14 protein-coding genes, 6 tRNA genes, 3 rRNA genes and 1 pseudogene are annotated in these 26024 nt (G+C 51.6%); 2 read left to right on the forward strand and 22 right to left on the reverse strand.

The annotated features are described in order from the left end of the window. Nucleotides 1-14: 14 nt before the first annotated feature. The 13 genes from rpoC to HV302_RS24110 form a co-directional block, all read right to left on the reverse strand. Complete coding sequence (rpoC, locus tag HV302_RS24050) at nucleotides 15-4238, reverse strand: DNA-directed RNA polymerase subunit beta' (RefSeq protein ID WP_016155301.1); 4224 nt, start codon at nucleotides 4236-4238, stop codon at nucleotides 15-17. Between the two features lie 76 nt (nucleotides 4239-4314). Further along, a complete protein-coding gene (rpoB, locus tag HV302_RS24055; RefSeq protein ID WP_003033111.1) occupies nucleotides 4315-8343 on the reverse strand; it encodes a DNA-directed RNA polymerase subunit beta in 4029 nt (1342 codons plus the stop codon). A 320-nt stretch (nucleotides 8344-8663) separates the two neighbouring features. Beyond that, nucleotides 8664-9029: a 50S ribosomal protein L7/L12 gene (gene rplL / locus HV302_RS24060; RefSeq protein WP_000028882.1), complete on the reverse strand. Its 366-nt coding sequence runs from the start codon at nucleotides 9027-9029 to the stop codon at nucleotides 8664-8666. A 66-nt stretch (nucleotides 9030-9095) separates the two neighbouring features. Further along, the gene (gene rplJ, locus HV302_RS24065) at nucleotides 9096-9593 is read right to left on the reverse strand and encodes a 50S ribosomal protein L10 (protein WP_005132895.1); all 498 of its coding nucleotides are present in this window, start codon (nucleotides 9591-9593) and stop codon (nucleotides 9096-9098) included. Between the two features lie 358 nt (nucleotides 9594-9951). Further along, complete coding sequence (rplA, locus tag HV302_RS24070; RefSeq protein ID WP_016155300.1) at nucleotides 9952-10659, reverse strand: 50S ribosomal protein L1; 708 nt, start codon at nucleotides 10657-10659, stop codon at nucleotides 9952-9954. Between the two features lie 3 nt (nucleotides 10660-10662). Then, nucleotides 10663-11091, reverse strand: a complete 429-nt coding sequence (gene rplK, locus HV302_RS24075; protein ID WP_003033122.1) for a 50S ribosomal protein L11 — start codon at nucleotides 11089-11091, stop codon at nucleotides 10663-10665. 155 nt (nucleotides 11092-11246) lie between these two features. Further along, nucleotides 11247-11792: a transcription termination/antitermination protein NusG gene (gene nusG, locus HV302_RS24080; RefSeq protein ID WP_003033125.1), complete on the reverse strand. Its 546-nt coding sequence runs from the start codon at nucleotides 11790-11792 to the stop codon at nucleotides 11247-11249. A 1-nt stretch (nucleotide 11793) separates the two neighbouring features. Beyond that, nucleotides 11794-12177 carry a preprotein translocase subunit SecE gene (gene secE / locus HV302_RS24085; protein ID WP_003033128.1) on the reverse strand — a complete coding sequence of 128 codons (384 nt, stop codon included), beginning with the start codon at nucleotides 12175-12177 and terminating at the stop codon, nucleotides 11794-11796. Nucleotides 12178-12407: 230 nt separating this feature from the next. Beyond that, nucleotides 12408-13592: an elongation factor Tu gene (tuf, locus tag HV302_RS24090; protein ID WP_003031109.1), complete on the reverse strand. Its 1185-nt coding sequence runs from the start codon at nucleotides 13590-13592 to the stop codon at nucleotides 12408-12410. 118 nt (nucleotides 13593-13710) lie between these two features. Next, a tRNA-Thr gene (locus HV302_RS24095) sits at nucleotides 13711-13786 on the reverse strand. A 5-nt stretch (nucleotides 13787-13791) separates the two neighbouring features. Next, nucleotides 13792-13866: transfer RNA gene (locus HV302_RS24100), tRNA-Gly, on the reverse strand. A 114-nt stretch (nucleotides 13867-13980) separates the two neighbouring features. Next, nucleotides 13981-14065, reverse strand: a tRNA-Tyr gene (locus tag HV302_RS24105). 8 nt (nucleotides 14066-14073) lie between these two features. Next, a tRNA-Thr gene (locus HV302_RS24110) sits at nucleotides 14074-14149 on the reverse strand. 19 nt (nucleotides 14150-14168) lie between these two features. Here HV302_RS24110 and HV302_RS28440 point away from each other — a divergent pair. Together HV302_RS28440 and coaA are read left to right on the forward strand one after the other, a co-directional pair. Next, nucleotides 14169-14249: pseudogene (locus HV302_RS28440) on the forward strand (hypothetical protein); the annotation flags it as partial. Nucleotides 14250-14538: 289 nt separating this feature from the next. Beyond that, complete coding sequence (gene coaA, locus HV302_RS24115; protein ID WP_003031107.1) at nucleotides 14539-15489, forward strand: type I pantothenate kinase; 951 nt, start codon at nucleotides 14539-14541, stop codon at nucleotides 15487-15489. Between the two features lie 33 nt (nucleotides 15490-15522). On the opposite strand, the gene birA is transcribed toward coaA, so the two are convergent. From birA to btuB, 9 genes are all read right to left on the reverse strand, one after another. Continuing rightward, nucleotides 15523-16485, reverse strand: a complete 963-nt coding sequence (gene birA / locus HV302_RS24120) for a bifunctional biotin--[acetyl-CoA-carboxylase] ligase/biotin operon repressor BirA (RefSeq protein WP_047498825.1) — start codon at nucleotides 16483-16485, stop codon at nucleotides 15523-15525. Beyond that, a complete protein-coding gene (murB, locus tag HV302_RS24125) occupies nucleotides 16482-17510 on the reverse strand; it encodes a UDP-N-acetylmuramate dehydrogenase (RefSeq protein WP_137380587.1) in 1029 nt (342 codons plus the stop codon). Before murB ends, birA begins: the two co-directional genes overlap by 4 nt. 251 nt (nucleotides 17511-17761) lie before the next feature. After that, a 5S ribosomal RNA gene (gene rrf / locus HV302_RS24130) occupies nucleotides 17762-17877 on the reverse strand. A 94-nt stretch (nucleotides 17878-17971) separates the two neighbouring features. Next, nucleotides 17972-20878 (reverse strand): 23S ribosomal RNA (locus HV302_RS24135). Nucleotides 20879-21086: 208 nt separating this feature from the next. Then, a tRNA-Ala gene (locus tag HV302_RS24140) sits at nucleotides 21087-21162 on the reverse strand. Between the two features lie 108 nt (nucleotides 21163-21270). Beyond that, nucleotides 21271-21347 (reverse strand) — tRNA-Ile (locus HV302_RS24145). 71 nt (nucleotides 21348-21418) lie between these two features. Further along, nucleotides 21419-22960 (reverse strand): 16S ribosomal RNA (locus HV302_RS24150). Together the 16S, 23S and 5S rRNA genes with 2 tRNA genes alongside form the textbook arrangement of a ribosomal RNA operon. 375 nt (nucleotides 22961-23335) lie before the next feature. Continuing rightward, nucleotides 23336-24187 carry a glutamate racemase gene (murI, locus tag HV302_RS24155; RefSeq protein ID WP_046276418.1) on the reverse strand — a complete coding sequence of 284 codons (852 nt, stop codon included), beginning with the start codon at nucleotides 24185-24187 and terminating at the stop codon, nucleotides 23336-23338. Continuing rightward, nucleotides 24132-25970 (reverse strand): TonB-dependent vitamin B12 receptor BtuB, encoded by a 1839-nt coding sequence (btuB, locus tag HV302_RS24160; protein ID WP_047497611.1) that lies wholly within the window; start codon nucleotides 25968-25970, stop codon nucleotides 24132-24134. Before btuB ends, murI begins: the two co-directional genes overlap by 56 nt. Nucleotides 25971-26024: the final 54 nt, after the last annotated feature.

The following is a 26024-nucleotide window of genomic DNA, read 5'->3' on the forward strand; positions in this document are numbered from 1 at the left end:
AGCGTCAGCAACGATTAATCGTTGTCAGAACCACCCAGGCCTGCGTTCAGCAGTTCTGCCAGGCTGGCAGACGCATCTTCAGCAGTCACCTGCGGAGCAGCTGGCAGTTCGCCCGCTGCGCGGCGGCGCATACGGTCCTGGTGGTACGCATAACCGGTACCCGCCGGGATCAGACGACCCACGATAACGTTCTCTTTCAGACCGCGCAGTTCATCACGTTTACCTGCAACAGCGGCTTCGGTCAGGACACGCGTGGTTTCCTGGAACGATGCTGCAGAGATGAAGGACTCGGTCGCCAGAGACGCTTTGGTGATACCCAGCAGATCGCGGGAGAATGTTGCACCCACTTTGCCGTTCGCTTCCAGATCGCGGTTAGCAATCTTGACGCGGGAGTATTCAACCTGCTCGCCTTCCAGGAAGTCGGAGCTACCAGCGCTTTCGATGGTGGCTTTACGCAGCATCTGACGAACGATAACTTCGATGTGCTTATCGTTAATCTTAACGCCCTGCAGACGGTATACGTCCTGAACTTCGTTAACGATATAACGAGTTACAGCATGCACACCACGCAGACGCAGGATGTCGTGCGGCGCTTCCGGACCGTCGGAAACAACGTCACCACGTTCTACACGTTCACCTTCGAACACGTTGAGCTGACGCCATTTCGGAATCATCTCTTCGTACGGCTCGCTACCGTCTACCGGGGTGATAACCAGACGACGTTTACCTTTGGTTTCTTTACCGAAGGAAATGATGCCGCTGATTTCAGCCAGGATTGCCGGCTCTTTCGGACGACGTGCTTCGAACAGGTCCGCAACGCGCGGCAGACCACCGGTGATATCCTTGGTACCGCCGGATTCCTGCGGAACACGCGCCAGGGTGTCACCAGAACTGATCTGTACGCCATCTTCCAGCTGAACAATCGCTTTACCCGGCAGGAAGTACTGAGCAGGCATATCGGTGCCTGGGATCAGAACGTCGTTGCCCTGAGCATCAACAATTTTCAGTGCCGGACGCAGGTCTTTACCACCCGCAGTACGTTCTGCAGAATCCAGAACCACCAGAGAAGACAGACCGGTCAGCTCGTCGGTCTGACGAGTAATGGTCTGGCCGTCGATCATGTCAGTGAAGCGGACGAAACCACTCACTTCGGTGATAACCGGCATGGTGTGCGGATCCCAGTTCGCTACGGTTTCGCCGCCAGCAACCTGTTCGCCATCACCTTTCGCCATAACGGAGCCGTAAGGCACTTTATAGCTTTCTTTGGTACGGCCGAATTCGTCGATCAGTTTCAGTTCGGTGTTACGTGAGGTGATAACCAGCTTACCGCTGGAGTTAACAACCGACTTCGCATTGCTCAGACGGATGCTACCTTTATTTTTCACCTGGATGCTGGATTCAGCAGCCGCACGAGATGCCGCACCACCGATGTGGAACGTACGCATCGTCAGCTGTGTACCCGGTTCACCGATGGACTGTGCCGCGATAACGCCGATTGCTTCACCTTTATTGATGATGTGGCCACGCGCCAGGTCACGACCGTAGCAGTGCGCACATACACCAAAGTCGGTGTCACAGGATACAACGGAACGGACTTTGACGGAGTCAACGGAGTTCTCTTCCAGCAGGTCACACCACTGTTCGTGCAGCAGCGTGTTGCGTGGAACCAGAATATCCGCCGTACCCGGCTTCAGAACGTCTTCAGCAGTCACACGACCCAGAACGCGATCGCGCAGCGGTTCTTTAACGTCACCACCCTCGATAACCGGGGTCATGGTGATGCCTTCCAGCGTGCCGCAATCGTCTTCAGTAACAACCAAGTCCTGCGCGACGTCAACCAGACGACGAGTCAGATAACCGGAGTTCGCTGTTTTCAGTGCGGTATCCGCCAGACCTTTACGAGCACCGTGAGTAGAGATGAAGTACTGGAGTACGTTCAGACCTTCACGGAAGTTCGCGGTGATTGGCGTTTCGATGATGGAGCCATCTGGCTTAGCCATCAGACCACGCATACCAGCCAGCTGACGAATCTGTGCTGCAGAACCACGCGCACCGGAGTCGGCCATCATGTAGATGCTGTTGAAGGAAACCTGCTGCTCTTCTACGCCGTCACGGTTAATCACGGTTTCGGTTTGCAGGTTATCCATCATCGCTTTGGATACACGATCGTTCGCCGCAGCCCAGATATCGATAACTTTGTTATAGCGTTCGCCCGCGGTTACCAGACCAGACTGGAACTGCTCCTGGATCTCAGCAACTTCAGCTTCCGCTTCAGAGATGATCTCGTGTTTCTTCTCTGGGATGACCATGTCATCAATACCAACAGATGCACCTGAACGCGCTGCATAAGCAAAGCCGGTGTACATTGTCTGGTCAGCGAAGATAACGGTCGGCTTCAGGCCCAGAATGCGGTAACAGGTGTTCAGCATTTTGGAGATTGCTTTCTTGCCCAGCGCCTGGTTGACGATGGAGAAAGGCAGACCTTTCGGTACGATCATCCACAGAATGGCGCGACCAACGGTCGTGTCTTTCAGGCTGGTGTGCGCAACGAATTCGCCGTTTTCATCTTTTTCGTATTCAGTGATACGCACTTTAACGCGCGCATGCAGAGAGGCCAGACCTGCGCGATAGATACGCTCAGCTTCTTTCGGGCCAGTCAGCACCATGCCTTCGCCTTTGGCGTTAACACAGTCACGGGTCATGTAGTACAGACCCAATACAACGTCCTGAGACGGAACGATGATAGGTTCGCCGTTCGCCGGAGACAGGATGTTGTTGGTAGACATCATCAGCGCACGCGCTTCGAGCTGGGCTTCCAGCGTCAGCGGTACGTGAACAGCCATCTGGTCACCATCGAAGTCGGCGTTATATGCCGCACAAACCAGCGGGTGCAGCTGGATAGCTTTACCTTCGATCAGTACCGGTTCAAATGCCTGGATACCCAGACGGTGCAGGGTTGGTGCACGGTTCAGCAATACCGGGTGTTCGCGGATAACTTCGTCCAGGATATCCCAAACGACAGCTTCTTCACGCTCAACCATTTTCTTAGCGGCTTTGATGGTGGTGGCCAGGCCACGCAGTTCCAGCTTGCCGTAAATGAACGGTTTGAACAGTTCCAGTGCCATTTTCTTCGGCAGACCGCACTGATGCAGACGCAGGTATGGACCTACGGTGATTACAGAACGACCGGAGTAGTCAACACGCTTACCGAGCAGGTTCTGACGGAAACGACCCTGTTTACCTTTGATCATATCGGCCAAAGATTTCAGAGGACGTTTGTTAGAACCGGTGATCGCACGACCACGACGACCGTTATCCAGCAGGGCGTCAACCGCTTCCTGCAGCATACGTTTTTCGTTACGTACGATGATGTCCGGCGCAGCCAGATCCAGCAGACGTTTCAGACGGTTGTTACGGTTGATCACGCGACGGTACAGATCGTTCAGATCTGATGTTGCGAAACGACCACCATCCAGCGGAACCAGCGGACGCAGATCTGGCGGCAGAACCGGCAGAACGGTCAGGATCATCCACTCTGGCTTGTTGCCAGACTGTACGAATGCTTCCAGCAGTTTGATACGTTTGGTCAGCTTCTTACGCTTGGTTTCGGAGTTGGTTTCGTTCAGCTCTTCGCGCAGAGTTTCGCACTCTTGCTCCAGATCCATGCTCTTCAGCAAGGCCTGGATTGCTTCCGCACCCATCTTCGCGTCGAATTCGTCACCGAACTCTTCCAGCGCGTCCAGATACTGCTCTTCAGTCAGGATCTGTTGACGTTCCAGGTTAGTCATACCGCCTTCGATAACCACATAAGATTCGAAGTACAGTACGCGTTCGATATCGCGCAGCGGCATATCGAGCAGCAGACCGATACGGGACGGCAGAGATTTCAGGAACCAGATGTGAGCGGTCGGAGACGCCAGCTCGATGTGGCCCATACGCTCACGGCGTACTTTAGTCTGGGTCACTTCAACGCCGCACTTCTCACAGATCACACCGCGGTGTTTCAGGCGCTTGTACTTACCGCACAGGCACTCATAGTCTTTTACCGGCCCAAAGATACGGGCGCAGAAAAGGCCGTCACGTTCAGGTTTGAACGTACGGTAGTTGATGGTTTCCGGCTTCTTAACTTCACCGAAAGACCATGAACGGATCATGTCTGGCGAGGCCAGAGCAATTTTGATCGCATCAAACTCTTCGGTTTTAGTCTGCGCTTTCAGAAACTTTAATAAATCTTTCACGGATTTGCTCCCGTCGGAGTTAGCACAATCTGGCGCTGGCTGTTACGCCAGCACCAGTGACCTGTTTGATCGAGAGTTACTCGTCTTCCAGCTCGATGTTGATACCCAGCGAACGAATCTCTTTCAACAGTACGTTGAAGGATTCCGGCATGCCTGGTTCCATCTGATGGTTGCCGTCCACGATGTTTTTATACATCTTAGTACGACCGTTCACGTCATCAGACTTAACGGTGAGCATTTCCTGCAGGGTGTATGCCGCGCCGTATGCTTCAAGCGCCCACACTTCCATCTCCCCGAAGCGCTGACCACCGAACTGAGCCTTACCACCCAGCGGCTGCTGAGTAACCAGGCTGTAAGAACCGGTAGAACGCGCATGCATCTTGTCATCAACCAGGTGGTTCAGTTTCAGCATGTACATGTAGCCAACGGTAACCTGGCGCTCGAACTGCTCACCGGTACGACCGTCGAACAGTGTGATCTGACCGGAAGTCGGCAGGCCACCCAGCTGTAACAGTTCCTTGATTTCAGACTCTTTCGCACCGTCGAACACCGGCGTTGCGATCGGCATACCTTTTTTCAGGTTTTCAGCCAGACGCAGAACTTCTTCATCGCTGAAGGTATTCAGGTCAACTTTCTGACGAACATCTGAACCCAGATCGTAAGCACGCTGGATGAATTCGCGCAGTTTCGCGACTTCCTGCTGCTGTTTCAGCATGGCGTTGATCTTATCGCCGATACCTTTCGCAGCCATACCCAGGTGGGTTTCAAGGATCTGACCGATGTTCATACGCGATGGTACGCCCAGCGGGTTCAGCACGATATCTACCGGCGTACCGTTAGCATCGTGTGGCATATCTTCGATCGGGTTGATCTTAGAGATTACACCTTTGTTACCGTGACGACCTGCCATCTTATCACCAGGCTGGATCCGTCGTTTAACCGCCAGATAAACCTTAACAATCTTCAGCACGCCCGGTGCCAGATCGTCGCCCTGAGTGATTTTACGGCGTTTCGCTTCGAGTTTTTTCTCGAACTCGTGTTTCAGTTCGTCGTACTGCTCAGCCAGTTGTTCCAGCTGATTTTGTTTCTCTTCGTCGGTCAGGCCGAGTTCTAACCAGCGATCGCGCGGCAGTTTGTCGAGCTTCTCAGCTTCAACACCACCGGAAACCAGCACAGCGTAGATACGGCTGAACAGGCCAGCTTCGAGGATTTGCAGTTCTTCAGACAGGTCTTTTTTCGCCTGCTTCAGCTGCATCTCTTCGATTTCCAGCGCACGTTTGTCTTTTTCTACGCCATCGCGAGTAAAGACCTGAACGTCGATAATCGTACCGGAAACACCGTTTGGCACGCGCAGAGAAGAGTCTTTAACGTCAGACGCTTTCTCACCGAAGATCGCACGCAGCAGCTTCTCTTCTGGCGTCAGCTGGGTTTCACCTTTCGGCGTTACCTTACCAACCAGAATATCGCCACCGGTTACTTCCGCGCCGATATAAACGATACCGGATTCATCCAGTTTGGAGAGCGCAGCTTCACCCACGTTCGGGATGTCAGCGGTGATCTCTTCCGGCCCCAGCTTGGTGTCACGGGACACACATGCCAGTTCCTGAATGTGGATGGTGGTGAAACGGTCTTCCTGGACAACACGCTCAGATACGAGGATGGAGTCTTCGAAGTTGTAACCATTCCATGGCATGAATGCCACGCGCATGTTCTGACCGAGCGCCAGTTCACCGAGGTCGGTGGACGGACCGTCTGCCAGCACATCACCACGTTCAACCGGCTCGCCCAGAGATACGCAAGGCATCTGGTTGATACAGGTGTTCTGGTTAGAACGGGTGTATTTGGTCAGGTTATAAATGTCGATACCTGCTTCGCCCGGGTACATCTCGTCTTCGTTAACTTTGATAACGATACGGGAAGCATCCACGTACTGGACAGTACCGCCACGTTTAGCAACCGCGGTAACACCGGAGTCGACGGCAACAGCACGTTCCATACCGGTACCAACCAGCGGCTTATCAGCACGCAGAGTCGGAACCGCCTGACGTTGCATGTTCGCACCCATCAATGCACGGTTGGCGTCATCGTGTTCCAGGAACGGGATCAGGGACGCACCGACGGATACCACCTGCTGGGTGGATACGTCCATGTAGTCAACCTGGTCACGGCTGAACAAGCTGGATTCGCCTTTGCTACGGCAGGTAACCAGATCTTCTACAAAGTGGCCTTCGTCATCCAGGTTGGAGTTCGCCTGAGCGATAACGTAGTTGCCTTCTTCGATAGCAGACAGGTAATGAATTTCGTCAGTTACAACACCGTCGGTCACTTTACGGTACGGAGTCTCGAGGAAGCCGTATTCGTTAGTCTGTGCGTACACGGACAAGGAGTTGATCAGACCGATGTTCGGACCTTCAGGCGTTTCGATTGGACATACGCGACCGTAGTGAGTCGGGTGTACGTCTCGAACTTCGAAGCCTGCGCGTTCACGGGTCAAACCGCCTGGGCCGAGTGCAGAGATACGACGTTTGTGCGTAATCTCAGACAGCGGGTTGTTCTGGTCCATAAACTGAGACAGCTGGCTGGAGCCAAAGAACTCTTTCACTGCTGCAGAAATCGGCTTAGCGTTGATCATATCCTGAGGCATCAGGGTATCCAGATCGCCCAGAGACAGACGCTCTTTCACCGCACGCTCAACACGTACCAGGCCAACGCGGAACTGGTTTTCCGCCATTTCGCCTACGGAACGGATACGACGGTTACCGAGGTGGTCGATATCATCGACTTCGCCTTTACCGTTACGGATATCGATGAGCTTCTTCATCACTTCGATGATGTCATCTTTGCTCAGGATACCGGAACCTTCGATTTCGTCGCGCAGCAGAGAACGGTTGAACTTCATACGACCAACCGCAGACAGGTCATAGCGGTCTTCGGAGAAGAACAGGTTCTCGAACAGGCTTTCAGCAGCTTCACGCGTCGGCGGCTCACCAGGGCGCATCATGCGGTAGATTTCTACCAGCGCGCTCAGACGATCGTTGGTTGGGTCGACACGTACAGTTTCAGAAATGTACGGACCGTGGTCCAGATCGTTGGTGAACAGCGTTTCGATACGCTTGTGGCCAGACTGGCTCAGCTTAGCCAGCAGATCCAGACTCAGCTCCATGTTAGCTGCGCAGATCAGCTCGCCAGTAGATTCGTCAACGTAGTCTTTAGCCGCAACTTTACCAGCAATGTATTCAACCGGAACTTCGATATGTTTGATATCGTCTTTTTCCAGTTGGCGAATGTGGCGCGCAGTGATGCGACGGCCTTTTTCGACGTAGACTTTGCCGTTAGCTTCGATGTCAAAGGAGGCGGTTTCACCACGCAGGCGTTCCGGCACCAGTTCCATCTGCAGCTTGTTGTCACGAATTTCGAAAACAACTTTCTCAAAGAACAGGTCAAGGATCTGCTCAGTGGTGTAGTTCAGTGCACGCAGAATAATAGTCGCTGGCAGTTTACGGCGACGGTCAATACGTACGAACAGGTTGTCCTTCGGATCGAATTCGAAGTCCAGCCAGGAACCACGGTAAGGGATAATACGCGCGTTATACAGCACTTTACCCGAAGAGTGGGTTTTACCTTTGTCGGAGTCAAAGAAGACGCCAGGACTACGGTGCAGCTGAGAAACGATAACACGCTCAGTACCGTTGATAACAAAGGTACCGTTGTCTGTCATGAGCGGAATTTCGCCCATGTAGACTTCTTGTTCTTTAATGTCTTTTACGGTGCCTTCCGGCGCTTCGCGCTCGTAGATCACCAGGCGCAGTTTTACGCGCAGCGGTGCGGAATAGGTCACGCCACGGATCTGACATTCCTGAACGTCAAACACCGGTTCGCCAAGGCGGTAGCTGACGTATTGCAGCTCGGAATTACCGCTGTAGCTCTGAATCGGGAAAACGGAACGGAAAGCTGCTTCCAGACCATACTGCCCTTCAGGATCTTGCTCGATGAACTTCTGAAACGAGTCAAGCTGGATAGAAAGGAGATAAGGTATGTCCAACACTTGCGGACGTTTACCAAAATCCTTACGAATACGTTTTTTCTCGGTATAGGAGTAAACCATTAGGGTTCCTCAGCTCGCTGACAAGTCGACCCATCTGTCCGACGAAGGGACAGTTTGTGCAACACTATTTTGTTGACCGGAAAATCGAATACTTTCCGCAATGCCTGTTGCTATCACGCTTAAACCATTTCATTGCGATTTACACAGAACTGACGTTCTGTCGCAGTATATTAAGACGTCGATAGAAACAAGCATTGAAAGGCACAGCAGTAGTCAAACAGTGTGAAATGCTACTGGCGCCTTACAGCGCAAAAAGGCTGGTGACTAAAAAGTCACCAGCCATCAGCCTAATTTCTTAGGCTGCAACCAGAAAAGTTGGCTTATTTAACTTCAACTTCAGCGCCAGCTTCTTCCAGAGATTTTTTCAGTGCTTCTGCGTCGTCTTTGCTCACGCCTTCTTTCAGCGCAGCCGGTGCAGATTCTACCAGGTCTTTAGCTTCTTTCAGACCCAGGCCAGTTGCGCCACGTACTGCTTTGATAACAGCAACTTTGTTAGCGCCAGCAGCTTTCAGAATTACGTCGAATTCAGTTTTTTCTTCAGCAGCTTCAGCCGGGCCAGCAGCTACAGCTACAGCAGCAGCAGCAGAAACACCGAATTTTTCTTCCATTGCAGAAATCAGTTCTACAACGTCCATTACGGACATAGCGGATACTGCTTCAATGATTTGATCTTTAGTGATAGACATTTAAATTGTTCCTGAAAATCAGAATAAGTTTATACGTAAGCAGATGCTTTACAAAGATAACTGCGATTAAGCAGCTTCTTTCGCATCGCGTACAGCAGCCAGAGTACGAACCAGTTTGCCAGCCGAAGCTTCTTTCATGGTTGCCATCAGGCGTGCAATTGCTTCTTCGTAGGTCGGCAGAGTTGCCAGGCGATCGATATTCGATGCCGTAATCAACTCACCTTCAAAGGCTGCGGCTTTGACCTCAAATTTTGCATTCGCTTTCGCGAACTCTTTGAACAGACGAGCAGCAGCGCCCGGGTGTTCCATAGAGTATGCAATCAGGGTCGGACCAACAAACGTGTCTTTCAGGCACTCGAACTGAGTACCTTCAACGACGCGGCGCAGCAGGGTGTTACGAACAACACGCATGTATACGCCAGCTTCACGACCTGCTTTACGCAGTTCAGTCATTTTATCTACAGTTACGCCACGGGAATCCGCAACTACTGCAGACAGCGCGCCTTTGGCTACTTCGCTGACTTCAGCAACAATCGCTTGTTTGTCTTGAAGATTTAAAGCCATTAGCTTTGCTCCTGGATGTTTGCCGGAACTCATGTTCCGGAACTCACTTCACTCCCCCCAACGGAGAGAGCGTCTAAATACGGTGAGCAGAAACAAGCCAGAGTATCAGAAATAATCTTAGCGTTCTGTCACCGTCTACGCAGGACATTAAGTTTCTTACGAAACACCTGCGGTCTTCGACGGAGGCCTGGATTAGGCCAGGCTCCAACGAACAAATCTTTTCTATCTGTCGCTATTCAATCTGTAGTGGCGTTGACTGCCTTGCCACAGCCTGAATATCTCAGATATACGTCTGCAATTAGCAGAATACGTGGGGGTAAGATTGTAGACAAAATCACCGCCCACGTAAAGGCGAATATTAGTTCGCCACAGTCGCAGTCAGACCGGACTGATCAACGGCAACGCCAGCACCCATGGTGGTGGAGATGCTAACTTTCTTGATGTACACGCCTTTTGCCTGAGTCGGTTTTGCTTTTTTCAGCGCAACCAACAGAGCTTCCAAGTTTTCTTTCAGTTTGTCAGCGTCAAAATCCACTTTACCGATGGTGGTGTGAATGATGCCGTTTTTGTCGTTACGGTAACGAACCTGACCAGCTTTAGCATTCTTAACAGCTTCAGCAACGTTAGGAGTTACAGTACCAACTTTCGGGTTTGGCATCAGGCCGCGCGGACCCAGAACCTGACCCAGCTGGCCAACAACGCGCATTGCATCCGGGGAAGCAATAACAACGTCAAAGTTCATTTCGCCTTTCTTGATCTGTTCAGCCAGATCTTCCATACCTACCAGCTCAGCGCCTGCAGCTTTAGCAGCTTCAGCGTTTGCACCCTGGGTAAATACGGCTACGCGAACGGAACGGCCAGTACCGTGCGGCAGTACAGTTGCACCACGTACGTTCTGGTCAGATTTACGAGCATCGATGCCGAGGTTAACAGCAACGTCCACGCTTTCTACGAATTTAGCAGTGGCCAGCTCTTTCAGCAGAGCGATAGCTTCGTTGATGTCATACTGCTTAGTAGCATCAACTTTGTCACGGATCACGGACATGCGCTTGGTCAGTTTAGCCATTTCTTAATCCTCCACTACCAGGCCCATGGAACGTGCAGTACCTTCAATGGAGCGAGTCATCGCTTCAATGTCGGAACCAGTCATGTCGGCAGCTTTGGTCTGCGCGATTTCCTGCAGCTGAGCGCGGGAAATTTTACCCACTTTGTCTTTGTTCGGCTTGCCGGAACCAGACTTGATACCAGCCGCTTTCTTCAGCAGAACTGCTGCCGGAGGCGTTTTGGTAACGAAAGTGAAAGAACGGTCAGCGTAAACGGTGATAACAACCGGGATTGGCAGACCTTTTTCCATGGAATCAGTTTTAGCGTTGAACGCTTTGCAGAATTCCATGATGTTCACGCCTTGTTGACCCAGTGCAGGACCTACCGGCGGACTCGGGTTAGCCATACCAGCTGCAACCTGCAGCTTGACATAGGCTTGGACTTTCTTAGCCATTCTAAATTCCTCTAGTTGGGTTATAACGCCTCAAGGAGGCTCCCCGTGATTAAATTCGTTTTACGGATAGGATCCATAAAAACAAAAGGCGCGAAATTGTATTCCAATCTCGCGCCTTGTGCAACGATTAAATCGTCGCTTTTTTGATCGGGGTGTTAGGCTTTTTCAACCTGAGCGAAGTCCAGTTCAACCGGAGTCGCACGACCGAAGATAGATACGGAAACTTTCAGACGAGACTTCTCGTAGTCCACTTCTTCAACCACGCCGTTAAAGTCAGCGAACGGACCGTCGCTAACGCGAACCATTTCACCAGGCTCAAACATCGTTTTCGGACGCGGCTTGTCGCCAACCTGCTGCAGACGGTTCATGATCGCATCAACTTCTTTGTCGCTGATCGGCGCCGGACGGTCAGATGTACCGCCGATAAAGCCCATCACACGCGGCACGCTGCGCACCAGGTGCCAGCTTGCGTCATTCATCACCATCTGGACCAATACATAGCCCGGGAAGAATTTACGTTCGCTCTTGCGACGCTGGCCGCCACGGATTTCGACCACTTCTTCGGTCGGCACCATGACTTCGCCAAACAGCTCTTCCATATTTTGTAACTTGATATATTCGCGCAGCGATGTAGCTACGCGGCCTTCAAAACCGGAAAACGCCTGAACGACGTACCAGCGCTTTTTAGGGGCTTCAGACATCTTAGAACCTCAGGCCAGTGATAAAGGATACCAGGCGAACCAGAATACCATCCAGTCCCCACAGGATCAGTGACATTACTGCGGTAACCGCAGCCACAATTAATGTGGTGTGCAATGTTTCCTGGCGAGTTGGCCAAATGACCTTACGGACTTCGGTTCTCGCTTCACGGGCAAAAGCAACGGTCGCTTTACCTTTTGTTGTCAACAGCGCGACACCACCCGCTGCGGCAATCAGAATCACTACGGCCAGCGCACGCAGCGGCAGCATCATGTCACGATAGAGGTAGTTGCCAACGATAGCTACAAGCAGCAATACAGCGACAACAACCCACTTCATCGCTTCCAGGCCGCGCCCGCTTCCTTGAGCTTCGGTATTCGCACTCATAAACCAACCTGTCAGAAGTATTCTACAAACATTTTCACCCCGCGTAAGCGAGGCGATCCAAACCGAAATGCTCTGGTGCGTTTCGGACTAAACGCCCTCTTCAGAGCCTGTCTCAGCAATGATTATGACAAATAAAATCACTGATGAGCCAGGTTCTGGTGTGAAAGCGTGCAAAAAGGGCATCAAATGATGCCCTTTTATTGCGCATTGCGTCAAATGTTATTCGGCAATTAGCTCATTACTTTGGCAACAACGCCCGCACCAACAGTACGGCCGCCTTCACGGATTGCGAAACGCAGACCGTCGTCCATCGCGATTGGGTGGATCAGGGTAACAACCATTTTGATGTTGTCGCCCGGCATTACCATCTCAACGCCTTCCGGCAGTTCGATGGTACCAGTCACGTCAGTAGTACGGAAGTAGAACTGCGGACGGTAGCCTTTGAAGAACGGAGTATGACGGCCGCCTTCGTCTTTGGACAGAATGTACACTTCAGATTCGAACTTGGTGTGCGGCTTGATAGAGCCCGGCTTAGCCAGTACCTGACCACGTTCGATTTCTTCACGTTTGATACCACGCAGCAGAACACCAACGTTCTCACCAGCACGGCCTTCGTCCAGCAGTTTGCGGAACATTTCAACGCCAGTACAGGTAGACTTAGCAGTCTCTTTGATACCAACGATTTCAACTTCTTCACCAACTTTGATGATACCGCGCTCTACACGACCGGTAACAACGGTACCACGACCGGAGATGGAGAATACGTCTTCGATAGGCAGCAGGAACGGCTTGTCAATCGCACGCTCTGGTTCTGGGATGTAAGAATCCAGGAAGCCAGCCAGTTCGATGATTTTCGCTTCCCACTCTGCTTCGCCTTCCAGCGCTTTCAGAGCAGAACCACGAACGATCGGAGTGTCGTCGCCCGGGAAATCGTACTGAGACAGAAGTTCACGAACTTCCATTTCTACCAGTTCCAGCAGCTCTTCGTCATCAACCATGTCGCATTTGTTCAGGAACACGATGATGTACGGAACGCCTACCTGACGACCCAGCAGGATGTGCTCACGAGTCTGCGGCATCGGGCCGTCAGTCGCAGCAACAACCAGGATCGCGCCGTCCATCTGCGCAGCACCGGTGATCATGTTTTTAACATAGTCGGCGTGGCCCGGGCAGTCTACGTGTGCATAGTGGCGAGTCGGGGTGTCATATTCAACGTGAGAAGTGTTGATGGTGATACCACGAGCTTTTTCTTCCGGCGCGTTATCGATCTGGTCGAATGCACGAGCAGCACCGCCGTAGGTTTTAGCCAGTACGGTAGTGATTGCAGCGGTCAGCGTTGTTTTACCATGGTCAACGTGGCCGATAGTACCGACGTTAACGTGCGGTTTTGTACGTTCAAATTTTTCTTTAGACATCGATTGTCCCTCTAAGACACGGATAAATCGGTGATATCACCACATCAACCAGGCCATATGCCTGAGCTGTTGAATGCTTTTAAAAGTAAACAGAGAGAAACGGGAAGGAGAAGTGAAGTGGTGCTGATACCCAGAGTCGAACTGGGGACCTCACCCTTACCAAGGGTGCGCTCTACCAACTGAGCCATATCAGCACGTCTGGAGCGGGCAGCGGGAATCGAACCCGCATCATCAGCTTGGAAGGCTGAGGTAATAGCCATTATACGATGCCCGCATCCTGAAACTCGGCTACCCAGTTCTTTCTGTAATAAAAAAGAGATTTCTCTCTTTTTTATTCGAGCTGATTAATTTTTTAACCAACTCAGGCGGCGATAACGCTGCCAGAAAGTGGTGGTGGGGGAAGGATTCGAACCTTCGAAGTCTGTGACGGCAGATTTACAGTCTGCTCCCTTTGGCCGCTCGGGAACCCCACCGGACTTGATGGTGCCGACTACCGGAATCGAACTGGTGACCTACTGATTACAAGTCAGTTGCTCTACCTACTGAGCTAAGTCGGCATCAAGTAGCGCGCATTTTATGGAGACATGCGCACTCATGCAACTAAAAAATTGCATAAAATGTTCTATCGCTCACATTTTGCGCTATACGACCGATAAATAATCTATTTCTTCTTCGAATTGAACAAATTTCCAACGTCAGCCGCGCTCCCAGAAGGCATTTTGCTCCAGCATGCCGTTATCAATAGAGAGAAAGTGCATCTTTATACATCTGGAATAGCCGTCACATTGCGTTTCAGGGGACGATTTTTTCTTATTATTCCCTCCCATCTGGTGTTACCCTCCTGCCCATTGTCCAAATTAACTGAAATGTGCGTGCCATTGCGTACCGGGGATGATTTCGTTTTTTACCGCAGACCTGATATAGCAATGACAGCCAGACCATGCGTATGAGTATAAAAGAGCAAGCGTTAACGTCGCCTTACCTACAGTTTGATCGCAACCAGTGGGCTGCGCTTCGTGATTCCGTGCCGATGACTCTGACCGAGGAAGAGATTGCTCGTCTGAAAGGCATTAACGAAGACTTATCGCTGGAAGAAGTTGCTGAGATTTATTTACCATTATCGCGTTTGCTAAATTTTTACATCAGTTCGAACCTGCGGCGTCAGGCTGTGCTGGAGCAATTTTTAGGCACCAACGGCGAGCGTATTCCTTATATTATTAGCATTGCTGGCAGCGTCGCCGTCGGCAAAAGTACGACTGCACGTGTGTTGCAAGCGTTACTGAGTCGCTGGCCCGAGCATCGTAAGGTTGAGCTGATCACTACTGACGGTTTTCTTCATCCTAACCAGGTGTTGAAAGATCGTGGGCTCATGAAGAAGAAAGGCTTTCCTCAGTCCTATGATATGCACCGTCTGGTTAAATTCGTTTCCGATCTAAAGTCTGGCGTCCCCAACGTTACGGCACCGGTCTATTCTCATCTGATTTATGATGTGATCCCTGATGGCGACAAAACCGTTGCCCAGCCCGACATATTAATCCTCGAAGGGCTCAATGTATTACAAAGCGGGATGGACTATCCTCACGATCCACATCATGTATTTGTTTCTGACTTTGTCGACTTTTCTATTTATGTGGATGCGCCAGAAGAATTACTCCAGACGTGGTATATCAACCGCTTCCTGAAATTCCGCGAAGGGGCATTTACCAACCCAGACTCTTATTTCCATAACTATGCGAAATTGTCGGAAGACGAGGCAATCAACACGGCCACATCGCTGTGGAAAGAAATCAACTGGTTGAATTTAAAACAGAATATTTTACCAACGCGTGAGCGAGCCAGCTTAATCATGACGAAAAGCGCTAATCATGCCGTTGAGCAAGTCAGATTACGAAAATAAAAAAATAAAGGGGAGCCATAGCTCCCCTTCTTATTATTCAGCGCTTCTAAGCGATATTTCCCCACCCATCCAAGGTTTTATCACGCCATTTTGTTCGAGTAGTAATGCACCTTGCGCATCTATTCCACGAGATACGCCAAATATTTCTTTATCACCAATAATGAGTTTAACAGGGCGGTCGATAAAGTTATCCAGCGCCCTCCAGCGGGACAAATACGGCGCCAGGCCCTCATGCTCAAACAGTACCAGGGCAGCGCGCAGCTCGCGGATCAGTCGGGCAGCCAGAGTATTGCGGTCAATGGTAATACCCGCCTCCTGCAGATTAATCCAGCCTTGATTAACCACATTCTCCTCAACACGACGCATGGACATGTTTATACCCGCCCCAATAACAATCTGTGCGGCATCGCCCGTTTTTCCGGTGAGTTCAACCAGGATCCCTGCCAGTTTACGGTCGAGCAAATAGAGGTCGTTCGGCCATTTAACACGTACTTTATCCGCGCCCAGATCGCGTAAAACCTCAGCCATGACAATACCAATCACCAGGCTCAGGCCAATCGCGGCTGCCGGTCCTTGTTCCAGTCGCCAGAACATTGAAAGGTACAGATTGGCGCCAAAGGGAGAGAACCATTTACGTCCACGACGACCACGACCGGCCTGCTGATACTCAGCGACGCAGGCGTCCCCTGACTCCAGTTGACCAATTCGATCCATCAGGTACTGATTGGTTGAGTCGATAACCGGCAGGACCGTTATATTCCCGCCATCCAGCTGAGAATAAATAAGTGATGAATCTAATAGCTGGATAGGTTCAGGTAAGCTGTATCCTTTACCAGGGACAGTAAATACATCAACACCCCAGTCACGTAGCGTCTGGACATGTTTATTGATTGCCGCACGGCTCATTCCCAGCTTTTCACCGAGTTGCTCACCAGAGTGAAATTCGCCATCGGCTAATAATGAAATAAGCGTCAGGGGGACGGTATTATCCTTCATGCAACGATCTCCACGGCATTCACTTCACCCAGTGGGCCAATAAACCGGACTTCCGGTTCAAGCCAGACATTGAATTTCTCACCGACTTTTTGGCGTACATGATGCGCCAGTTGCACCACATCCTGACTCGTAGCATGGCCTGCATTAATCAACACCAGTGCCTGCTGCTGATGTACCGCTGCACCACCAATGCGCATGCCTTTTAGCTGACATTGATCGATAAGCCAGCCAGCAGCCAGTTTCACAGAGCCATCAGCCTGTGGGTATTGAGGTGCTGTCGGGAATTTCGCCAGGAGCTCCTGCGCAATATCCGCGGTGACTACCGGGTTTTTAAAGAAGCTCCCCGCATTACCGTTTACTTTTGGATCGGGCAGTTTTGTGGTGCGCATATGGCAAACAGAATCAAAAACCTGCCGAGGCGTTACCGTGGCAGGATCAAGACGCGTCAGGTCACCGTAAGTGAGAACGGGTTGCCACTGTTTAGGTAAGCGCAGACCAACAGCTACAATCGCGAAACGATCCTGGTACTCATGTTTGAAGATACTGTCACGGTAACCAAATCGGCATTCTGCGGCGCTGACGCGCAGATGTTTGCCGGTCGAAAGCTCTACGCAGTCCACATATTCGCAGACGCGCCGCAGTTCTACGCCATAGGCACCAATATTCTGGATTGGCGATGAACCCACGCAGCCGGGGATCAGCGCCAGATTTTCCAGCCCGGGCATGCTTTGCTGCAGCGTATGCTCTACCAGATGATGCCAGTTTTCACCCGCGCCTACGTGCAAATGCCACGCATCAGGTTGTTCTGTAATCGCTATTCCCTTGATACGGTTGACGATCACCGTTCCATGGAAGGCATCAAGAAACAGGACGTTACTCCCTTCACCCAGGATTAGCACTGGATGATGTGATGCATTGGCTGATTGCCAGGCATTTAGTAGTTGTTGCTCATTTTCGGCACAGACAAGCACATTAGCTTGTTGATCGATACCGAAGGTGTTCCAGGCTTTAAGGGAGTGATTCATAGACGCTTTCCTGATGCAAAATCGCGCTTAGTTTACCGTATATGCTGCAGGATGGCTTGTGTTATGGAAGCTTAGGATGTTGCTTTGCAACCGATGAGGCTGCAATCACAGGCAGAATAAGGTTTACAGGCACCGTATCCGGTAATAACAGACGCCGACCGGATAAGGCGGAAGGTCACCTCCGGCAGTTTTCATTCCGCACAGACGCAAAAAAGCCCATCCGGCAGGATGGGCTTCTTCACTTGTTTGATGCCTGGCAGTTCCCTACTCTCGCATGGGGAGACCCCACACTACCATCGGCGCTACGGCGTTTCACTTCTGAGTTCGGCATGGGGTCAGGTGGGACCACCGCGCTACAGCCGCCAGGCAAATTCTGTCTATCAACACGCTTTTCGCATGTCGATGTCATCTGTAATCAAGCTGAATTTCGTGTCTCTTCGCCAAAACACCTTCGGCGTTGTAAGGTTAAGCCTCACGGTTCATTAGTATCGGTTAGCTCAACGTATCGCTACGCTTACACACCCGACCTATCAACGTCGTCGTCTTCAACGTTCCTTCAGGACCCTTAAAGGGTCAGGGAGAACTCATCTCGGGGCAAGTTTCGTGCTTAGATGCTTTCAGCACTTATCTCTTCCGCATTTAGCTACCGGGCAATGCCATTGGCATGACAACCCGAACACCAGTGATGCGTCCACTCCGGTCCTCTCGTACTAGGAGCAGCCCCCCTCAATTCTCCAGCGCCCACGGCAGATAGGGACCGAACTGTCTCACGACGTTCTAAACCCAGCTCGCGTACCACTTTAAATGGCGAACAGCCATACCCTTGGGACCTACTTCAGCCCCAGGATGTGATGAGCCGACATCGAGGTGCCAAACACCGCCGTCGATATGAACTCTTGGGCGGTATCAGCCTGTTATCCCCGGAGTACCTTTTATCCGTTGAGCGATGGCCCTTCCATTCAGAACCACCGGATCACTAAGACCTGCTTTCGCACCTGCTCGAGCCGTCACTCTCGCAGTCAAGCTAGCTTATGCCTTTGCACTAACCTCCTGATGTCCGACCAGGATTAGCTAACCTTCGTGCTCCTCCGTTACTCTTTAGGAGGAGACCGCCCCAGTCAAACTACCCACCAGACACTGTCCGCAACCCGGATCACGGGTCTACGTTAGAACACCAGCCATTAAAGGGTGGTATTTCAAGGTTGGCTCCATGCAGACTGGCGTCCACACTTCAAAGCCTCCCACCTATCCTACACATCAAGGACCAGTGTTCAGTGTCAAGCTATAGTAAAGGTTCACGGGGTCTTTCCGTCTTGCCGCGGGTACACTGCATCTTCACAGCGAGTTCAATTTCACTGAGTCTCGGGTGGAGACAGCCTGGCCATCATTACGCCATTCGTGCAGGTCGGAACTTACCCGACAAGGAATTTCGCTACCTTAGGACCGTTATAGTTACGGCCGCCGTTTACCGGGGCTTCGATCAAGAGCTTCTCCTTACGGATAACCCCATCAATTAACCTTCCGGCACCGGGCAGGCGTCACACCGTATACGTCCACTTTCGTGTTTGCACAGTGCTGTGTTTTTAATAAACAGTTGCAGCCAGCTGGTATCTTCGACTGATTTCAGCTCCATGAGTAAATCACTTCACCTACATATCAGCGTGCCTTCTCCCGAAGTTACGGCACCATTTTGCCTAGTTCCTTCACCCGAGTTCTCTCAAGCGCCTTGGTATTCTCTACCTGACCACCTGTGTCGGTTTGGGGTACGATTTCGTGTTACCTGATGCTTAGAGGCTTTTCCTGGAAGCAGGGCATTTGTTACTTCAGCACCGTAGTGCCTCGTCATCACACCTCAGCGTTAACAAGACTCCGGATTTACCTGGAATCTCCGCCTACATGCTTAAACCGGGACAACCGTCGCCCGGCTAACATAGCCTTCTCCGTCCCCCCTTCGCAGTAACACCAAGTACAGGAATATTAACCTGTTTCCCATCGACTACGCCTTTCGGCCTCGCCTTAGGGGTCGACTCACCCTGCCCCGATTAACGTTGGACAGGAACCCTTGGTCTTCCGGCGTGCGGGTTTTTCACCCGCATTATCGTTACTTATGTCAGCATTCGCACTTCTGATACCTCCAGCAACCCTCACAGGCCACCTTCAACGGCTTACAGAACGCTCCCCTACCCAACAACACATAGTGTCGCTGCCGCAGCTTCGGTGCATGGTTTAGCCCCGTTACATCTTCCGCGCAGGCCGACTCGACCAGTGAGCTATTACGCTTTCTTTAAATGATGGCTGCTTCTAAGCCAACATCCTGGCTGTCTGTGCCTTCCCACATCGTTTCCCACTTAACCATGACTTTGGGACCTTAGCTGGCGGTCTGGGTTGTTTCCCTCTTCACGACGGACGTTAGCACCCGCCGTGTGTCTCCCGTGATAACATTCTTCGGTATTCGCAGTTTGCATCGGGTTGGTAAGTCGGGATGACCCCCTAGCCGAAACAGTGCTCTACCCCCGAAGATGAATTCACGAGGCGCTACCTAAATAGCTTTCGGGGAGAACCAGCTATCTCCCGGTTTGATTGGCCTTTCACCCCCAGCCACAAGTCATCCGCTAATTTTTCAACATTAGTCGGTTCGGTCCTCCAGTTAGTGTTACCCAACCTTCAACCTGCCCATGGCTAGATCACCGGGTTTCGGGTCTATACCCTGCAACTTAACGCCCAGTTAAGACTCGGTTTCCCTTCGGCTCCCCTATTCGGTTAACCTTGCTACAGAATATAAGTCGCTGACCCATTATACAAAAGGTACGCAGTCACCCCATAAAGAGGCTCCCACTGCTTGTACGTACACGGTTTCAGGTTCTTTTTCACTCCCCTCGCCGGGGTTCTTTTCGCCTTTCCCTCACGGTACTGGTTCACTATCGGTCAGTCAGGAGTATTTAGCCTTGGAGGATGGTCCCCCCATATTCAGACAGGATACCACGTGTCCCGCCCTACTCTTCGAGTTCACAACACATGCACTTTTGTGTACGGGACTATCACCCTGTACCGTCGGACTTTCCAGACCGTTCCACTACCACACATGCTGATTCAGACTCTGGGCTGCTCCCCGTTCGCTCGCCGCTACTGGGGGAATCTCGGTTGATTTCTTTTCCTCGGGGTACTTAGATGTTTCAGTTCCCCCGGTTCGCTTCATTACGCTATGTATTCACGTAATGATAGTGTGACGAATCACACTGGGTTTCCCCATTCGGAAATCGCCGGTTATAACGGTTCATATCACCTTACCGACGCTTATCGCAGATTAGCACGTCCTTCATCGCCTCTGACTGCCAGGGCATCCACCGTGTACGCTTAGTCGCTTAACCTCACAACCCGAAGATGTTTCGTAAAACACTTCAGTATTGCGAAAATTTGAGAGACTAGGACACACCGCTTTTCATTTCTTGTTTACGGAGAAATGAAACAGTGTGTCGTTTCAATTTTCAGCTTGATCCAGATTTTTAAAGAGCAAAACTTCGCAGTGAACCTTTTCAGGTACACTCTGAAGTTTTCTTGTGTTTTTGCAGTAAAGGATGGTGGAGCTATGCGGGATCGAACCGCAGACCTCCTGCGTGCAAGGCAGGCGCTCTCCCAGCTGAGCTATAACCCCATCGTAAATGCTAATCTCTGTACCCTAATTCGTTTCCGGGCAAGGCGCGGTGGTGCGAAGCATACTGAAGTATGCGAGCATCGCCGTAACACAGCACGGAGGCGAATTTGGTAGGCCTGAGTGGACTTGAACCACCGACCTCACCCTTATCAGGGGTGCGCTCTAACCACCTGAGCTACAAGCCTGCAGAGATTTTCTTACTGCTAATTTTCATCAGACAATCTGTGTGAGCACTACAAAGGTCGGTTCTTTAAGGTAAGGAGGTGATCCAACCGCAGGTTCCCCTACGGTTACCTTGTTACGACTTCACCCCAGTCATGAATCACAAAGTGGTAAGCGCCCTCCCGAAGGTTAAGCTACCTACTTCTTTTGCAACCCACTCCCATGGTGTGACGGGCGGTGTGTACAAGGCCCGGGAACGTATTCACCGTGGCATTCTGATCCACGATTACTAGCGATTCCGACTTCATGGAGTCGAGTTGCAGACTCCAATCCGGACTACGACATACTTTATGAGGTCCGCTTGCTCTCGCGAGGTCGCTTCTCTTTGTATATGCCATTGTAGCACGTGTGTAGCCCTACTCGTAAGGGCCATGATGACTTGACGTCATCCCCACCTTCCTCCAGTTTATCACTGGCAGTCTCCTTTGAGTTCCCGACCGAATCGCTGGCAACAAAGGATAAGGGTTGCGCTCGTTGCGGGACTTAACCCAACATTTCACAACACGAGCTGACGACAGCCATGCAGCACCTGTCTCAGAGTTCCCGAAGGCACCAAAGCATCTCTGCTAAGTTCTCTGGATGTCAAGAGTAGGTAAGGTTCTTCGCGTTGCATCGAATTAAACCACATGCTCCACCGCTTGTGCGGGCCCCCGTCAATTCATTTGAGTTTTAACCTTGCGGCCGTACTCCCCAGGCGGTCGACTTAACGCGTTAGCTCCGGAAGCCACGCCTCAAGGGCACAACCTCCAAGTCGACATCGTTTACGGCGTGGACTACCAGGGTATCTAATCCTGTTTGCTCCCCACGCTTTCGCACCTGAGCGTCAGTCTTTGTCCAGGGGGCCGCCTTCGCCACCGGTATTCCTCCAGATCTCTACGCATTTCACCGCTACACCTGGAATTCTACCCCCCTCTACAAGACTCTAGCCTGCCAGTTTCGGATGCAGTTCCCAGGTTGAGCCCGGGGATTTCACATCCGACTTGACAGACCGCCTGCGTGCGCTTTACGCCCAGTAATTCCGATTAACGCTTGCACCCTCCGTATTACCGCGGCTGCTGGCACGGAGTTAGCCGGTGCTTCTTCTGCGAGTAACGTCAATTGCTGCGGTTATTAACCACAACACCTTCCTCCTCGCTGAAAGTACTTTACAACCCGAAGGCCTTCTTCATACACGCGGCATGGCTGCATCAGGCTTGCGCCCATTGTGCAATATTCCCCACTGCTGCCTCCCGTAGGAGTCTGGACCGTGTCTCAGTTCCAGTGTGGCTGGTCATCCTCTCAGACCAGCTAGGGATCGTCGCCTAGGTGAGCCGTTACCCCACCTACTAGCTAATCCCATCTGGGCACATCCGATGGCAAGAGGCCCGAAGGTCCCCCTCTTTGGTCTTGCGACGTTATGCGGTATTAGCTACCGTTTCCAGTAGTTATCCCCCTCCATCGGGCAGTTTCCCAGACATTACTCACCCGTCCGCCACTCGTCACCCAAGGAGCAAGCTCCTCTGTGCTACCGTTCGACTTGCATGTGTTAGGCCTGCCGCCAGCGTTCAATCTGAGCCATGATCAAACTCTTCAATTTAAGTTTGATGCTCGTGAATTAAACTTCGTAATGAATTACGTGTTCACTCAGAGACTTGGTATTCATTTTTCGTCTTGCGACGTTAAGAATCCGTATCTTCGAGTGCCCACACAGATTGTCTGATAAATTGTTAAAGAGCAGTTGCGACGCGCTTTAGCGCTCTGTCGCGAGGTCCCGTATATTACGTTTTCCTCATTCAGAGTCAAGCATTTATTTTTGCTTTTCTCTGCGAGATTCTCAGTGGAACCCCGCTGACCCGGCGGTTTGTAATCCGTTGTTCCGTGTCAGTGGAGGCGCATTATAGGGAGTTATTTCAGGCTGACAAGGGAAAATTTAAAATAATCTTCCGAGTGCGTATTTTTCCACCAAAACAGCCTAAACAGCCAGTTTTTCGAGCGTCTTAAAGCCATAACGCTGCAGCACGGGCAATAATTGTTCGGCTTCTGCCGTCATTGCCATGCAGAATGCGACATTCTCATCAGTTGATTTCGCGTCTGGCGCTTCATGTTCTAATAACCAGGCCGTACGACGCGCAATCGCGGCACCAGAATCCACCAGCCGCGTCCCCTCGGGCAGGACCTGTAAAAGTTCTTCCCGTAATAGAGGGAAATGGGTGCATCCGAGCACCACCGTGTCAGGTGGTTCCGACATCCGCAGCCAAGGGCGCAGGACACGACGCAGTTCTTCCAGAGAAATGGTTTCACCGTGCAGCTTCGCTTCCGCCAGTTCCACCAGCTCAGCGGAACCCAGCATCGCTATCTGACATTCGTTAGCAAACCGTGCAATCAACTCATGGGTATATGAACGCTTCACCGTTGCACGCGTAGCCAGCAGTCCCACCACACCATTCGCCGTGAGTCGCGCCGCCGGTTTAATAGCAGGCACCACGCCCACAACCGGAAAGGCAAATTTCTCACGTAATGCAGGGAGCGATACCGTGCTTGCTGTATTACACGCGATGACCGCAAGAGAGAGGGGATAGCGCTGCTGGACCGCAGTCACAATCTCAACAACACGTTCGACGATAAACTCCTCGCTCTTCTCTCCATAAGGAAAGGCGACGTTGTCGAAAGCGTATATATAGTGGAGATCCGGCAGAAGACGCCGGATCTCGTCATAGACCGACAACCCACCGACGCCGGAATCAAACACCAGCACGGTGGGACGCGGATCAGAAAGTGTAGCTGCCAGACAAGGTGTATTCCCGTCCTGCAGTTGCGTAGCCATAAACTGTCTCGTAATCTTTATCGAACAGGTTGGCGATTTTACCACGAACTGTCAGCTGTGAGGTGATTGGATATGACACGCCAAGATCCCACAGGCTAACCCCACCCATTTTTACCGGCTGGTAGGTTACGTAGTCAGTATCATAACGCGTTCCCAGGTAATGATACGTCAGGCCCCAGTCAAAATCATAAACCTGCCAGTCGAGCTGGTACTTCACCTGGTTTTTAGAACGCCGTGCGAGCGGCTTGTCCGTAATCGCATTGCGCGAATCGACATAATCGTAGCTCAGCGTATGTGCCAACGGCCCGGTATCAAAGTTTGCGGTCGCTTCCACACCTTTAATACGAACTTTACCTTCGTTAAAGTATTTCTCGGTATGCGGGTCGTAATCGATCATGTCGTCAATATCATTACGATATCCGGATACACGCCAGTTCACGCCCGCCGTTAAGCCTTCAAACGCCCCTTCCCATTGCTTACTTTGTTCAGGATCCAGGTTCGAATTGCCGTAATAACCATGCAACTGTCCGAGATTAGGCGCTTTGTAAGATGTACCGTAGGACGCAATAAAGCGATAGCCTTCAATAAACTCCCATCCGGCGCTGGTCTGCCATGTGCCATGACGGCCAAACTCGGAGTTATCATCACTGCGCGCCGCACCTTCAAAGGTAAAGTCGCCCAGTTGCTGCAACCCGGTCAGGTAGAGACCCGTATTACGCTGATCGTAACCGTCCGTGACATACCCGGTGCCAGGCGTCGTGGTTTGCTTTTGCCAGTCAACGCCTGCGCCTACGTTACCGTGACCAAGCACCATACTGTTGGACCACTGAACATTATATTGCTTCATATCATCCAGTGTGGCCGAGGAGTCATAGCGACCATAATCCGGATCATAGTTGTAATCTTTACTATGGCTATAGCTGGAAACCAGTTGCGACTGGATAAGCTCGCCATTAAAGCGCAGCCCGGCATCCCAGCTTTGGCTATAGAGCTGACGGGTATCCACTAACGGCGTCCCAGGATAATAATACGCGTCATAATCTGTTCGGTTATCATAGCCGTAGCCGCGAACAAACCCGCTCCATGTATCGGAAAAGTTATGTTCCAGCGCGCCATACAGCGTCTTACTTAAGAAACCGTCTTTGTCGGGCTGAGCCTGAGAGCCAGTGCTACCGTATGCGACAACATCAAAACCTTTGGTATAGGCATAATCGCCCATTAATGTGACGCGCGTATTTTCGCCAAGCTGTTGTTGGGTTGAGACATCGTAATTCTGATACCCATTGCTCCCCACACCGGCAGTGAGTTCCGTCCCCGGCTTTTCACGCGTGGTAATGATATTCACCACACCGCCAATCGCATCAGAACCATAAACTGCCGAACGCGGCCCACGAATGTATTCGATACGTTGCACTAACGAAACTGGGAACTGGCTAAGATCGGCTGCGCCGCTAACCCCTGCCAGGTTCAGACGCACGCCGTCAATCAACACCAGCACATGGCTGGCGTTGGTGCCGCGAATAGAAATAGACGAATTTTGTCCCATACCACCGTATTGCGCGATATCCACACCCGGCAGGCGACGAAGCACATCATTGACGGAAGTGGATTGCCAGCGATCGATATCCTGACGTGTAACAACGGTGATAGGGGCAAGTACAGCGCTACGAGGCTGCTGAAAACGGTTGGCAGTGACGACGAGAGTATCTGGGCTAGTGTCCTGCGCCCAACCCGAAAATGCTGTGACGGACAGCGCCGTGCACAGCAACGATTTTTTAATCATTGTAAAGCATCCACAATATAAGAAGGATGCCGCAGGTCCCACCGATAGTACGCG

It is taken from the genome of Citrobacter sp. RHBSTW-00859 (genome assembly GCF_013729795.1).
GTDB classification, from domain to species: Bacteria; Pseudomonadota; Gammaproteobacteria; order Enterobacterales; family Enterobacteriaceae; genus Citrobacter; species Citrobacter braakii.

Bases quoted from the DNA above. Each gene is read 5' to 3' on its own strand.
- murB (WP_137380587.1), bottom strand. From the start codon at position 17,510: ATGAATCACTCCCTTAAAGCCTGGAACACCTTCGGTATCGATCAACAA.
- coaA (WP_003031107.1), top strand. From the start codon at position 14,539: ATGAGTATAAAAGAGCAAGCGTTAACGTCGCCTTACCTACAGTTTGAT.
- birA (WP_047498825.1), bottom strand. From the start codon at position 16,485: ATGAAGGATAATACCGTCCCCCTGACGCTTATTTCATTATTAGCCGAT.
- rplJ (WP_005132895.1), bottom strand. From the start codon at position 9,593: ATGGCTTTAAATCTTCAAGACAAACAAGCGATTGTTGCTGAAGTCAGC.
- tuf (WP_003031109.1), bottom strand. From the start codon at position 13,592: ATGTCTAAAGAAAAATTTGAACGTACAAAACCGCACGTTAACGTCGGT.
- rplK (WP_003033122.1), bottom strand. From the start codon at position 11,091: ATGGCTAAGAAAGTCCAAGCCTATGTCAAGCTGCAGGTTGCAGCTGGT.
- rplL (WP_000028882.1), bottom strand. From the start codon at position 9,029: ATGTCTATCACTAAAGATCAAATCATTGAAGCAGTATCCGCTATGTCC.
- rplA (WP_016155300.1), bottom strand. From the start codon at position 10,659: ATGGCTAAACTGACCAAGCGCATGTCCGTGATCCGTGACAAAGTTGAT.
- rpoB (WP_003033111.1), bottom strand. From the start codon at position 8,343: ATGGTTTACTCCTATACCGAGAAAAAACGTATTCGTAAGGATTTTGGT.
- secE (WP_003033128.1), bottom strand. From the start codon at position 12,177: ATGAGTGCGAATACCGAAGCTCAAGGAAGCGGGCGCGGCCTGGAAGCG.
- nusG (WP_003033125.1), bottom strand. From the start codon at position 11,792: ATGTCTGAAGCCCCTAAAAAGCGCTGGTACGTCGTTCAGGCGTTTTCC.
- btuB (WP_047497611.1), bottom strand. From the start codon at position 25,970: ATGATTAAAAAATCGTTGCTGTGCACGGCGCTGTCCGTCACAGCATTT.
- murI (WP_046276418.1), bottom strand. From the start codon at position 24,187: ATGGCTACGCAACTGCAGGACGGGAATACACCTTGTCTGGCAGCTACA.